Genomic DNA, 12,391 nt, shown 5'->3' with positions numbered 1-12,391 from the left:
GATGCGATAATAGGCGTTTCCTTCTGTCCTTCATTGCCAGCCATGCCACAATTTGCCCCGCTCCAGAACGACACCTTCCTGCGTGCGCTGCTGCGCCAGCCGACCGATTACACCCCGGTGTGGCTGATGCGCCAGGCGGGCCGCTACCTGCCGGAATACCGCGCCACGCGCGAACGCGCCGGCTCGTTCCTGGGGCTGGCGAAGAATCCGGACTATGCCACCGAAGTCACCCTGCAGCCGCTCGACCGCTTCCCGCTGGACGCGTCGATCCTGTTCTCGGACATCCTGACGGTGCCGGATGCGATGGGCCTGGGCCTGTATTTCGCCGACGGCGAAGGCCCGAAGTTCGAGCGTCCGCTGCGCAGCGAAGAAGCGGTGCGCGCTTTGGCAGTACCGGATATGGCGTCGCTCGACTATGTCTTCAAGGCCGTGACCCAGATCCGCACCGCGATCAATGGCCGCGTGCCGCTGATCGGCTTCTCGGGCAGCCCGTGGACGCTGGCCTGCTACATGGTCGAAGGCGCCGGCTCGCGCGAGTTCCATACCGTCAAGAAGATGATGTACGCGCGGCCCGACCTGATGCACCACATCCTGGACACCAATGCGCGCGCCGTGGCGCAGTACCTGAACGCCCAGATCGATGCCGGCGCCCAGGCGGTGATGATCTTCGACTCCTGGGGCGGCGCGCTCGCCGACGGCGCTTACCAGGAGTTCTCGCTGAACTACATGCGCCAGATCCTGGGCCAGCTGAAGCGCGAGAAAGACGGCGTCCGCATCCCGGCGATCGTGTTCACCAAGGGCGGCGGCCTGTGGCTGGACGAAATGGCCGACATCGGCGCCGATGCGCTGGGCCTGGACTGGACCGTGAACCTGGGCCGCGCGCGCGCGCTGGTCGGCGACCGCGTCGCCCTCCAGGGCAACCTCGACCCGGCCATCCTGTTCGCGCCGCCGGAGCAGATCCGCGCCGAAGTCGAGCGCAGCCTGAGCGCCTACGGAACCCCATCGACAGGACATGGCCACGTGTTCAACCTCGGCCACGGCATTTCGCAGTTCACGCCGCCGGAATCGGTGACGGCGATGGTCGACGCTGTCCACAGCTTCAGCCGCAAGCAGCGGACTGCCTGAGATTCATCCTTGTTGCGGCGACGACAGGGTTTTGCGGACCTGCCATTGCCGCAGCAAAATCACACTTGTTCACAAGTTCGTAAAACATCAAATTTATTCCTGTGGACATCTTTGCGAAAGAAATAAAATCGTAAGTGGTTGATTAATAAGCATATTTTACTTAAAGAACTGTGGATTTACACAGTAACAGTCAAGCTCCCCCAGTGAAATGTCCCAGCTTTACGCGCCTTGTTCACAAAGTTATCAACAGGCGCGCATGAGTTTGGCGAAAAGCCGTTCGTTTACGGGGACTTAGCCCAACTCTTCAAGTAAGGTGTGAAGAGTGTGGTGCAACGCAGCGAGTTTTCCCTGTCAGCTATGCAGTTATGCACAGCAAGCCGATTCCAGATGGACTTGTTAACAGGGATAACTCAATATTTTCAAGCCATTGAATTCATTGAGAATTTTTGTATTTCTCTTGTGAATCCCGGACCCTGAGTTGATCTAACGTAAACCTCCAGCGGGGTCAAGTACCGCACTATTCACAAAGTTTTCCACAGCTTGCAGGCATAAAGAAGGTTGGATTTGGCACACTGTTTCCTTGAAGTCGCGCTCGATACGCCGCTCAACAGCTGCTTCGACTACCGCTGGCCTTGCCAGCCGGGCGACGAGCCCCTGGTAGGCCAGCTGGTGCTGGTGCCATTCGCGCGGCGCGAGGTGGTTGGCCTGGTCGTGGCGGTCAAGGAACACTCCGAGGTTCCGCCGGACAAGCTCAAGGATGCACTGGCCGTGCGCAGCCAGCTCTCGCCGCTGTCCGCACGCTGGATCGCGCTGGCCCGTTTCGCCGCCGACTATTACCAGCGGCCGCTGGGCGAGGTGGCGCTGCCCGGGTTGCCGAAGAACCTGCGCGTACCCAAGACCGTGGCGCTCGATCGCGCGCTGAAGAAACTGGCCAAGGACGAGACGCCGCACGACCCTACCCCTTCCGGCATGCCGGCGCTGAATCCGGCGCAGCAGGCGGCGGCCGATGCCATCGGCGGGGCGGTGGGCTTTACGCCGATCCTGCTGTACGGCGTGACCGGCAGCGGCAAGACCGAGGTCTACCTGCAGGCCTGCGCCCAGGTGCTGGCGCGCGATGCGCAGGCCCAGATCCTGATCCTGGTCCCCGAAATCAACCTGACCCCGCAGCTGGAAGGGAATATCCGTGCGCGCTTCCCGGGCGTGATGCTGGCAACCCTGCACAGCAGCCTGTCCGAGGGCGAGCGCACGCTGCACTGGATGGCCGCGCACGCGGGCAAGGCGCGCATCGTGCTCGGCACGCGCCTGGCGATCCTGTCCTCGCTGCCGCATCTGAAGCTGATCGTCATCGACGAAGAGCACGACCCCTCGTACAAGCAGCAGGAAGGCCTGCGCTATTCGGCGCGCGACCTGGCGGTCTGGCGCGCGCACCAGCTGGCGATCCCGATCGTGCTGGGCTCGGCCACGCCCTCGCTCGAGAGCTGGCACCACGCCGCTACCGGGCGCTACCGCAAGCTGGAGCTGCGCGAGCGCGCCGTACGCGACGCCGTGCTGCCGACCGTGAAGCTGGTCGACCTGGAGCGAGACCGCCCGAAAGACGGCTTGAGCGGCGCGCTGCTGGCCGCCCTGCGCCAGCGGCTGGACCGCGGCGAACAGTCGCTGCTGTTCCTGAACCGGCGCGGCTATGCCCCGGTGATCACCTGCGAGGCCTGCGGCTGGATCAGCAACTGCACCCGCTGCACCTCGTTCATGGTGCTGCACAAGCCCGAACACCGGCTGCGCTGCCACCACTGCAGCCTGGAGCTGCGCATCCCGCGCAACTGCCCGACCTGCGGCAACGTCGACCTGCAGCCGCTCGGGCGCGGCACCCAGCGCGTGGAGGAGGGCTTGCAGGCGATGTTCCCGGAAGCGCGCATCCTGCGCATCGACGCCGATTCCACCCGCCTGAAGGGCAGCGCCCAGGCGGCCTTCGACACCGTGCACCGGGGCGAAGTGGATATTTTGATCGGCACCCAGATGGTCGCCAAGGGCCACGATTTCAAAAAGCTGACCCTGGTGGGGATCCTGAACCCGGATACCGCGCTGTTCTCGCAGGATTACCGCGCCAGTGAGCGCCTGTTCGCCCAGCTGATGCAGGTGGCGGGACGCGCCGGGCGCGCCGGGGCGGCCTCCGAGGTGCTGGTGCAGACGCGCTATGCCAGCCATCCGCTGTATGGCGCCGTCGTGCGCCACGACTACGACCGCTTCGCCGGCAGCCTGCTGGAAGAACGCCGCCAGGCCGGGCTGCCGCCTTACATGTACCAGGCGCTGCTGCGCGCCGAGGCGCCCGAGCTGGCCACCGCCATCGCCTTCCTGGAGGCGGCGCGCGACAGTTATCCGCATGAAGCCATCATGATCAACGACCCGATCCCGATGACGATGACCCGCGTGCACAACGTCGACCGCGCCCAGCTGCTGGTGGAGTCGAGTTCGCGCCCGGCGCTGCAGGCATTCCTGCGCGAGTGGATCGACATTTTGCGCGCCATGAAGTCGCGCGTGCGCTGGTCCCTGGAAGTCGATCCGCTCGATATCTGATATCCCCGCATGTGTGGCGATCGGTGAGAATTCACGCCTCCCGGTTCTGCTAGAGTCCTGTCCTTGATTCGAGCATTCCGAAAGGCCGCCATGCGCGCATCCATTACCGCTACCTTGCTGCTTGCCCTGATGGCGGCAGCGCCCACGGCATCTGCCGGTACCTACGCCGGCGCCATGGCGGTCGACGCCGTCCGCAACAGCATTGCCGCGCGCGACTGCGTCACTGCCGTCAAGCGGCTGAAAAGCGGCCTGGAAAACGAGTATCCCGAAATGGCCCTGCTGGCCGGGTCGATGTACGAGAACGGCATCTGCGTCAAGCGCGACTGGTCGCGCGCGGTGACTTTCTACGTGCAGGCGCACGACGCGGGTGAAAAGGACGGCTCCGCGCGCCTGGTCGCCGGTTATGCCGATCCGGCCAATGGTCCGGACGTGGCTGCAGCGCTGTGGTGGGCCTGGAAGAATCCCGGGGCCCTGCCAGCCTATTGCGGGGTGTCGACGGAGGCGCTGGCGGATCCCGACCGCTTTGTCGCCGAGTTGAATGCCTGGCCCAAGGACCGGCTGGCGGCCTGCAACTACATCGTCGGCGTACTCGCGACCATCGCGGCCGAAGTGAAGTACCCGGAACTGGCATCCAGCCATGGCATCGGCGGCGACGTCACGCTGCGCTTTTTAGTCGGCGTGCCGCGCATCGAGCTGCAGCGCGGCCAGTCGCACGAGTATGAACTGGTCGGCTGGGTCAGCTCCGACACGCTGCGCGACCGCAAGACGCGCAAGATGGGCGACGGCTTCGAGGCCGCGCTGAGCAGCGTGGCCAACCGCGCGCTGGCGCGTTATCCGCATCCGGGGGGGATTCCGGCCGATACGCTGGTCCAGGTGCAGTTCAGTTTCGGGATCAGCCACGTGGTGCGCTGAGCACTGCCGCCGGCCGTCTCCAAATAACGAAAGCGTCCAATGTATTCACAACCGTCCGCATTCCTGGTGTTCCTCTTGCTGCTGGCTGCCGTGTCGACGGCTGCAAAGGACCGCCGTATCAAAATCGGCTTCCTGGTCGCGACGATTGTGTGTGCAGTGATTGGTGGGAGCGGGATGCTGGGGTGAATCCCCTCGCATTGCTTTACTGCGATTGACGTGTACATCGATCTGTTGTGTAATCACAATAAATCGTACAGGAATCGAATAGTCTTATGGTTTTACACAATAGGATCGCGCTGTTCCGTGCGGAGCGTGGAATCTCGCGACGGGATCTCGCTGAAGCAGTCGGTGTCAACAACCAGACCATCGGGTACCTGGAGCGCGGAGACTACAAGCCCAGCCTGGAGCTGGCGATGAAGATCGCCCAGCACTTCGGTGTCAGCGTCGAGATGCTGTTTTCTTTCCAGCGCTTCGAGCCGATCGCCATGACCTTGAAACGAGCAGGAGAAGATGAATGAGCGCGACAGGCAAAACGGCACTGCAGAGGATGGATACGTTGGTCCGGTGGACCGATGCATCGGAGATGGTCACGCGCGATATGTCCAGTGACGCCGATGCGCGGCGGCGGTACCGGCCGATGCGCTGGTTGCCGCTGCTGCCGATGGCATGCGGAGTGGGACTGGTCTCCTCGGCGATCGCTTTCCCGGTAGCGCAGGCAGTGTATGCCGTTGCCGGCCCGATTGTGGCGACGATGGCGGCGGTTTCCCTCAATGGTCCCTTGGGTAAACCATCCATGGATGACGACGAACGGGAAGCCGCGTTGCGCAAGGATGCATTCCTGTTCTGCCTGGCCGTACTGGCTTTGTTGAACATGGTCGGTGGACCAGCGTTGATGGTCATGGCAGCGCTGCAGGGATGGGAGATGGAGCGACTGCTTGGCATCGCGTTTGCGCTTGTTATCGGCAACCTGACGTGGTTCGGTAGTCTTCCCACGCTCTATGCCAGCTGGAAGTCGCCGACGCTCTCCGTCTTTGAAGAATAATCCAGGCCCCTGCTTTTAATGAACGAAAGGTGTACCGCCATGTGGACCAGATTGAGCGCTTACTTCGCTGCGTCGAACCGGACGTTCGCGTGTTCGTTTCCAGCCGCCGTCGTGGGTGCCGCCGCCTTGTACTACCTGTCGGCTTCCTGGTTCTGGCTGGTGCCGGCAGTGACTGCCGTGATCGAGGCAATGGCGAAAATAGTCGAAATCTGGCATCGCAAACCTACAGCCTTGACCGAGTGAGTGCGGTAACGCCCCTATCCCTCAGCCTGCAGCTCCTCCAGGCCAAACCCGCCACGCCTGAGCCACCCGCGCACGATCGTGAACGTCCACGCACGTTCGGCCAGCGCATCGTCGCCTGCGCCACGCGCATCCCATGCCACTTCCGCGACCCCCTGCAGCTGCAGCATGTCGCCCGATGAGAAATCCACCATCACCAGCGCGGCCCGCGGCTCCAGCAGCAGGTTGCCCAGCGTGTTGAAGTAGCGGTTCCCCGGATAGTCCGGCACGGTCAGCACGTTTCCCTTCGCGCGCAGGAAGCCGGCCGCGCCGCCGCGGTGCGAGATATCGAGGCCGCGTACCGCGCGTCCGGGCGCAGCGCCGCTGGAGGTGGCGACGAACATCGTTTTGCAGCCTGCGATCATGGACACCGCCGCTTGCGGCAGGTCTGCCCCGAATGCTTCCACCGGCCCGGGTTCCCGCTCCACGCGCGCCAGCCGGCGTACGTGGATGTATTTGGGGCAGTTACCGAAGGATTGATGCACACGCACCGACAGTCCTTGCCCGTCCACCTGCGCGACGACGCCGTTGGCCCGATTGCGGCGCCGGGTGGCCAGGTCGATGCCGAGCAGGCCGATCTCTCTACCTGAGGCCAGGCAGGCACGCGCCGCATCGCCGGCGCCGGGCAGGGCGGCGACATGCAGTGTTCCCGGGGCGGGGCTGGAGACGAAGCCCGGATCGCCGTGCAGGAGCGTGGCGAGCGGCCATCCGGTGTCGTCCGGCACGGCGACGCACAGGAAGGGCAGCAGGGGGAAGAAGCTGCGGTGCTGGTCGGGCATCTGCGAGCGGATCGGGGCGCCGGCCGGGCCGCCGCCGGCCAGGTGCTGGGCACGCTGCTCGCCGGCGTGGAAGGGGGAGGGGAGGCGATGGTCGCTCATGGGATCACTCCGCGGGCATGGGCACGAAATGCGGCAAGGCCTGGATGCGGGCGATCCAGGCGCGCACCTGGGGATAAGGTTCCAGCGCGATCCCGCCTTCGGGCGCATGCGCGACATAGGCGTAGCAGGCGATATCGGCCAGCGTCGGGCGCTCGCCCGCGAGAAAGGCGCGTCGCTCCAGGGTGGCGTCCATGAAGCCCAGCGCCTTGTCCGCCAGCTTGCGCATCAGCGCCGGCGGCATGCCGGTATCGTAGAAGCGGGCCGAGATGCGCGCCTTGGCCGGACCGAAGGCGATCTCGCCCGCCGCCAGCGACAGCCAGCGCTGCACCTCCGCGGCGCCTATCGGGTCGTCGGGCAGCCAGCCGGTGCCGGGCGCGTAGCGGCGGGCCAGGTAGACCAGGATCGCATTGCTGTCCCCCAGTACGAGCTCGCCGTCCTGCAGGACCGGAATCTGGCCGAGTGGATTGAGGCGCAGGAAATCCGCGCCCTGCCGCACATCCGCCGGTGCATCGATGCGCTGGTAAGGCAGCTGCAGCAGGTGCAGGAACAGTTCGACCCGGTGGGTATGGCCGGACAGTGCGGTGCCGTGCAGGATCAGGGAAGGAGAAGTCATGGCCGCATGCAGGAAAGTGATAGAGGCTCCAGCGTAGACCTGCCGGCATCCTTGCGGAATACCGCATAATGACAATTCATTCTTTCACTTGGCGAAACAATGGACCGTCTGGACGAACTGCAGGTCTTCCTGGCCATCCTCGACGCCGGCAGCCTGGCTGCAGCATCGCGCAAGCTGCGGCGCTCGCCCTCGGCCGTCACGCGCATCCTGTCGGCGCTCGAAGAGCGCATGGGCGTGCGCCTGTTCGAGCGCAGTACGCGCCGGCTCACCGCGACCAATGAAGGCCTGGGCCTGGCGGGGCAGGCGCGGCGCCTGCTGGCGGACTACGACAGCGCGATGCGCGAACACCAGCAAGCGCCGCCGCGCGGCCTGCTGCGCGTCACGGCGCCGATGGTCTTCGGCCGGCGCCACATGACGCCGGTGGTCACGCGCTTCCTTACGCGCTATCCGGAAGTCCAGGTCGACCTGGTCCTTGCCGACCGCAACATGGACCTGATCGAGAACGGCATCGACCTCGCCCTGCGCATCGGCGCGCTGGACGATTCGGGACTGGTCGCACGCAAGCTCGGCGTGGTGCGGCGCATGACGGTGGCCAGCCCGGCCTACCTGGCGCACCGCGGCGAACCTGCGGGACCGGAAGCGCTGGCACAGCACGAGCTGATCCTGACGACGACCGTGCGCGGACTGCCCGAATGGCGCTACCAGGACGGCACGCGCGAACACGTGGTCCGCTTCACCCCGCGCCTGCAGCTCAACGATGTCGAAGCGGTGCTGCATGCGGCGTGCGAGGGCTTCGGGATTGCCAAGGCACTGTCCTACCAGGTCGCGCCCGACCTGGCATCGGGCGCTCTCGTGCGCCTGCTGGGCGATTACGAGCAGGAGCCGCTCCCGGTCCACCTGGTGTTCCCGAGCGCGCGCCTCATGACGGCGCGCCAGCGCGCTTTCGTCGATTTCGCCGTGGAAGAGTTCGGGCAGCTGCAGCTGCTTGCCTGAAGGGCCAGTCGAGCAACCCTGCCAGCCTACAAGGCGCAGGTACGAAACCCGGAGAAGATATCGTCACGCCCGGGTGTGTAGAAGTTGCGGAAATGCGGGGAGCGCAGCCGCATCGGCGTGGCGAACGAGGCCCCACGCAAGACCTGGCGGCTCCCGAAATACGGCGCCGAATACTCCAGGTAGCGGTCCGGGGCGAACCCCGCGTAAGGATGGAAGGGCGAGGCTGTCCATTCCCACAGCTCGCCCCAGCGAAAGCCAGGCTGGCCGGAACCCGCTGCGCATTCCCACTCCTCTTCGGTCGGCAGGCGCCGTCCGGCCCAGCTGCAATATGCCTGCGCCTCGTACAGGCTCACATGGCGTACTGGTTCGGCAGGGTCCAGCGTGGCCGCGCTGCCGAAGCAATTGGTGCGCCACGCATCGCCTGCTGCTTCCCGCTGCCAGTAGCGCGGCGCCACGCGCTGCTCCAGCGCCAGCCATGCGCGCCCGGCATCGCTCCAGTATACGGGGCACTGGTAGCCGCCATCGCGCATGAACGCCAGGTAGGCGCTATTGGACACCAGGCCGGCGTCGATCGCGAACGGGGCCACGCGGCAAGGCGCTGCCTGCTTTTCGTTGTCGAACACAAAGCCGCGCGACTGGTCGCCGCCGCGCAGGAAGTCGCCGGCGCAGGCAATCTCGGCGCAGGCCGGCGCCACCCCTACGTTTGCGGCCATGGCGGCGATAGCAGCAGGCGCCGCCGCGCCCAGGGTCTGCAAGGTGTACAGCAGGGCTTCCCCATGCATGTCCTCGTGCGCCAGCACCAGGCGAAACGGGTAGAGCGCCGCGTCCTCATCGGGTGTATGCGCGAGCCGGTCGCGGACCTGGTCCAGCACCTCGCCGCAATATTCCTTGATCGCCACCGGATCGGGCAGCGCTAGCGCCCAGCGCGTGCCGTGGGCCACGGTGTTCGAATCGAACCAGTCGTCGGCGCGCGCCTGCAGCGAAGGCTTGACGGCGTCGCCCGGCTTGCTGCTGAGCGCTTCGCGCAGGACGAACCATTCCGCGAACCAGGCGATATGTCCCAGCTCCCACAACGGCAGGTTCAGGATGGGCAGGTGCGGCACCTGCGCCGCCTCGCCGTAGCCGGCTGCGGCGAGGGCGTCGAACAAGGCCAGCGTATGCCGGCGCGCGTCCTGCAAGGCGAGGTCCAGCTCGCGCGGGCCCAGGTGGCGGAAGGATGAATGGTCGTCGGTCATGCACCCATTGTAGGTCTTCCTGGCGCCGCCAGTTCGAGGCGCAGCCGCACTGTCTGATCCTTGGCCATCCGCTCGACCTCGAAATGCAGCTTACGCGCCAGCGCGATCATCGCGGTATTTTGCGACAGGGCGTTGCCGGAGATCTGAGCCGTGCCACGCATGCGGCAATAGGCGATCAGCTTGCTCATCAGCATTTCGCCAAGGCCCAGCGCTTTCAGGTCGGAGCGGACGATGAGCATGAACTCGCCGTCCAGGTTGTCCGGATCGGCGACCACGCGCGCCATCCCCAGCGTTTCCGGCTTGCCTTCCAGGTCCGGGCGGGTGGCGATGAAGGTCATTTCACGGTCATAGTCGATTTGCGTAAAGCGGCTGAGCTGGGATGGCTGCAGTTCGCGCACCCGCACGAACAGGGGATAGTGAATATCGTCCGCTGTAAGCGCGTTGAAGAAAGCGATATGCGCGACGCCGTCTTCAGGCCGGACCGGCCGCAGCACAAGCTGCTGGCCGTGCCAGTCGACGCTGTCTTCCAGTTCGTGTGGATAGGGAAGAATGGCCAGCCGGTCCAGGGGATGCGCACCAGCCTCCACCGGGGCAAGGCGCAGGCGCGCGTCCAGGGCCACGACGCCGTCGCCGTCGGCCAGCAGGGGATTGATGTCGAGTTCCGCGATTTCCGGCATATCGATGACCAGCTGCGCGACCTGCACCAGGGTGCGGCAAATGGCGTCGACATCCGCCGGGGGGCTGTTGCGGTAGCCGGCAAGCAGTTTCGATACCCGCGTACGCGACACCATGTCGCGCGCCAGCACCATGTTGAGCGGGGGCAGGCCGACCGCGTGGTCGTCCATGACTTCGACGGCGATGCCGCCCTGGCCGAACAGGATGACCGGACCGAAGACAGGATCGGTGCTCATTCCGATGATCACTTCGCTTGCCTGCGGACGCCGGGCCATCTGCTGGACGGAAAATCCCTGCAGGCGGGCCTGCGGCTGCAGCGCCGACAGGCGCCTGTGCATTGCCTGGGCGGCCATGCCGACCGCCTCTGGCGTCTCCAGGTCGAGGATGACGCCGCCGACATCGGATTTATGGTTGATATCCGGGGACAGGATTTTGACGGCCACCGGAAACCCGATCTGCTGCGCATCGAGCACGGCTTGTTCCACGGTACGGGCGATGCGCGTTTTCACCACCGGGATGCCATAGGCTGCGAGCACCTGCTTGGCTTCGGGTTCGGACAGCATCTCGCGTCCTTCCGCCAGCGCGGCATCGATCACGGTGCGCGCGGCCGAGCGCTGCGGAATCGGATCGCCGGACGCCGAGGGCGGCACCTGCATCAGCAGGTCCTGGTTGCGCCTGAAGTGAACGATCTGAAGGAAGGCTTCCACTGCCTGCTCCGGCGTGTCGAAGGTCGGGATCCCCGCATCGGAGAAGATGCGTCTGGCTGGCGCCACGGTGTCGCCGCCCAGCCAGCAGGCGAGGATGTTGCGTGACGCCGCACGTACCAGTGGGGCAAGCGCCTCGGCGATCTCGGCGCTCGAAACGATCGCCGTCGGCGCGTGGACGAACAGGATCGCGTCCGAGCCCTCGTCCCGCAGCAGGGCCTGGAAGGCGTCGACGTAGCGGCTCACCGGCGCATCGCCGATGATGTCGACCGGATTGGCATGCGACCAGGCCGCAGGCAGGGCGGCATCGAGCCGGGCCAGGGTGGCCGGGGACAGCACTGCCAGGGTGCCGCCTCCGCAGACCAGCGCATCTGTGGCCATTACCCCGGGACCCCCGCCGTTGGTCAGGATCGCCAGGCGTTCGCCACCAAGCGGGCGCGCCCGGGACAGCGTTTCCACGGCGGCGAACAGGTCTTCGGTCGACAGGACGCGCAGCATGCCGGCGCGGCGGATGGCGGCATCGTAGACGGCGTCGGATCCGGCCAGGGCGCCGGTGTGCGAGGCGGCGGCCCTGGCCCCCTCGGGAACGCGGCCCGATTTCAGGATCAGGGTTGGCTTGCTGCGCGCGGCCGCGCGGGCGGCGGACATGAACTTGCGCGCATGCTTCAGGTCTTCCATATACACCAGGATGGCGCTGGTATTCGGATCGGTCGCCAAATAATCGAGCACGTCGCCGAAATCGATGTCGGCACTGTCGCCGAGCGAAATGAACTTGGAAAACCCGATCCCGCGCGACTTCGCCCAGTCCAGGATGCCGGTTACCAGCGCACCCGATTGCGACACGAACGCGAGGTGTCCCGGCAAGGCGCCGGTATGGGCAAAACTGGCATTGAGCCCAATGCCGGGCACGAGCAGGCCGACACAGTTGGGCCCAAGCAGGCGCAGCAGGTAAGGCCTGGCTGCGTCCAGCGCCGCCTGTTTCAGGCTCACGCTGGTGCCGTCCAGGAGCGCGCCCATGCCCGCACTCAGTATGATCGCGGCGCGTGTCCCGGCCGCTCCCAGCTCGGCGACGATACCCGGCACGGTCGCCGCAGGCGTGCAGATGATCGCAAGCTCAGGCACTTCCGGTAAATCGGCGATGGATGGGTAGGCGGTTTGTCCGCACAGGCTGTCGTGTTTCGGGTTGACCGGATAGACCTTCCCCATGAAGCCGCCCCCGGCCAGGTTGTGCAGTACGGTCGCACCGACACTGTGCGGCCGGTTCGACGCACCGACGACCGCGACCGACCGGGGCGCAAACAGGTGTTCCAGGTTCCTGACACTCATGACTTTCCTTTAGGTAGAAGACGGCAAGGTCACCCAGG

General features: G+C 65.6%; 11 protein-coding genes. 7 read left to right on the top strand and 4 right to left on the bottom strand.

Features of this window, described 5'->3' with window-relative positions:
• Positions 1-42: 42 nt before the first annotated feature.
• From hemE to HGB41_RS17890, 6 genes are all read left to right on the top strand, one after another.
• Complete coding sequence (gene hemE, locus HGB41_RS17915; protein ID WP_171086966.1) at positions 43-1,125, top strand: uroporphyrinogen decarboxylase; 1,083 nt, start codon at positions 43-45, stop codon at positions 1,123-1,125.
• 564 nt (positions 1,126-1,689) lie between these two features.
• The gene (locus HGB41_RS17910; protein WP_171086965.1) at positions 1,690-3,696 is read left to right on the top strand and encodes a primosomal protein N'; all 2,007 of its coding nucleotides are present in this window, start codon (positions 1,690-1,692) and stop codon (positions 3,694-3,696) included.
• 90 nt (positions 3,697-3,786) lie between these two features.
• Positions 3,787-4,608: a hypothetical protein gene (locus HGB41_RS17905; RefSeq protein WP_171086963.1), complete on the top strand. Its 822-nt coding sequence runs from the start codon at positions 3,787-3,789 to the stop codon at positions 4,606-4,608.
• 272 nt (positions 4,609-4,880) lie between these two features.
• Complete coding sequence (locus HGB41_RS17900) at positions 4,881-5,126, top strand: helix-turn-helix transcriptional regulator (RefSeq protein ID WP_171086961.1); 246 nt, start codon at positions 4,881-4,883, stop codon at positions 5,124-5,126.
• Complete coding sequence (locus HGB41_RS17895) at positions 5,123-5,650, top strand: hypothetical protein (RefSeq protein ID WP_171086959.1); 528 nt, start codon at positions 5,123-5,125, stop codon at positions 5,648-5,650. The genes HGB41_RS17900 and HGB41_RS17895 overlap by 4 nt, the downstream gene beginning before the upstream one ends.
• A 39-nt stretch (positions 5,651-5,689) precedes the next feature.
• Positions 5,690-5,893 carry a hypothetical protein gene (locus tag HGB41_RS17890; RefSeq protein WP_171086956.1) on the top strand — a complete coding sequence of 68 codons (204 nt, stop codon included), beginning with the start codon at positions 5,690-5,692 and terminating at the stop codon, positions 5,891-5,893.
• 14 nt (positions 5,894-5,907) lie between these two features.
• On the opposite strand, the gene HGB41_RS17885 is transcribed toward HGB41_RS17890, so the two are convergent.
• Both HGB41_RS17885 and HGB41_RS17880 read right to left on the bottom strand, forming a co-directional pair.
• On the bottom strand, positions 5,908-6,807 hold the full coding sequence (locus tag HGB41_RS17885; RefSeq protein WP_171086955.1) for a pyridoxamine 5'-phosphate oxidase family protein: 900 nt from the start codon (positions 6,805-6,807) through the stop codon (positions 5,908-5,910).
• Between the two features lie 4 nt (positions 6,808-6,811).
• A complete protein-coding gene (locus tag HGB41_RS17880; protein ID WP_171086952.1) occupies positions 6,812-7,420 on the bottom strand; it encodes a glutathione S-transferase family protein in 609 nt (202 codons plus the stop codon).
• Between the two features lie 99 nt (positions 7,421-7,519).
• Between HGB41_RS17880 and HGB41_RS17875 the strand changes: the two genes are divergently transcribed.
• Positions 7,520-8,413 (top strand): LysR family transcriptional regulator, encoded by an 894-nt coding sequence (locus tag HGB41_RS17875; RefSeq protein WP_171086949.1) that lies wholly within the window; start codon positions 7,520-7,522, stop codon positions 8,411-8,413.
• Positions 8,414-8,439: 26 nt separating this feature from the next.
• On the opposite strand, the gene senA is transcribed toward HGB41_RS17875, so the two are convergent.
• Positions 8,440-9,648 (bottom strand): selenoneine synthase SenA, encoded by a 1,209-nt coding sequence (senA, locus tag HGB41_RS17870; protein ID WP_229423104.1) that lies wholly within the window; start codon positions 9,646-9,648, stop codon positions 8,440-8,442.
• Positions 9,645-12,353 (bottom strand): bifunctional acetate--CoA ligase family protein/GNAT family N-acetyltransferase, encoded by a 2,709-nt coding sequence (locus HGB41_RS17865; RefSeq protein WP_171086947.1) that lies wholly within the window; start codon positions 12,351-12,353, stop codon positions 9,645-9,647. The genes senA and HGB41_RS17865 overlap by 4 nt, the downstream gene beginning before the upstream one ends.
• Between the last annotated feature and the right edge of the window lie 38 nt (positions 12,354-12,391).

It is taken from the genome of Telluria aromaticivorans (assembly GCF_013003915.1).
Lineage (GTDB): Bacteria > Pseudomonadota > Gammaproteobacteria > Burkholderiales > Burkholderiaceae_D > Telluria > Telluria aromaticivorans.
The sequence above is the reverse complement of the archived record's forward strand: the minus strand, read 5'-3'. Positions and strand labels throughout refer to the sequence as shown.

Coding starts and splice junctions, on each gene's coding strand:
- hemE (WP_171086966.1), top strand. CDS start 43: ATGCCACAATTTGCCCCGCTCCAGAACGACACCTTCCTGCGTGCGCTG.
- HGB41_RS17905 (WP_171086963.1), top strand. CDS start 3,787: ATGCGCGCATCCATTACCGCTACCTTGCTGCTTGCCCTGATGGCGGCA.
- HGB41_RS17900 (WP_171086961.1), top strand. CDS start 4,881: ATGGTTTTACACAATAGGATCGCGCTGTTCCGTGCGGAGCGTGGAATC.
- HGB41_RS17895 (WP_171086959.1), top strand. CDS start 5,123: ATGAGCGCGACAGGCAAAACGGCACTGCAGAGGATGGATACGTTGGTC.
- HGB41_RS17890 (WP_171086956.1), top strand. CDS start 5,690: ATGTGGACCAGATTGAGCGCTTACTTCGCTGCGTCGAACCGGACGTTC.
- HGB41_RS17885 (WP_171086955.1), bottom strand. CDS start 6,807: ATGAGCGACCATCGCCTCCCCTCCCCCTTCCACGCCGGCGAGCAGCGT.
- HGB41_RS17880 (WP_171086952.1), bottom strand. CDS start 7,420: ATGACTTCTCCTTCCCTGATCCTGCACGGCACCGCACTGTCCGGCCAT.
- HGB41_RS17875 (WP_171086949.1), top strand. CDS start 7,520: ATGGACCGTCTGGACGAACTGCAGGTCTTCCTGGCCATCCTCGACGCC.
- senA (WP_229423104.1), bottom strand. CDS start 9,648: ATGACCGACGACCATTCATCCTTCCGCCACCTGGGCCCGCGCGAGCTG.
- HGB41_RS17865 (WP_171086947.1), bottom strand. CDS start 12,353: ATGAGTGTCAGGAACCTGGAACACCTGTTTGCGCCCCGGTCGGTCGCG.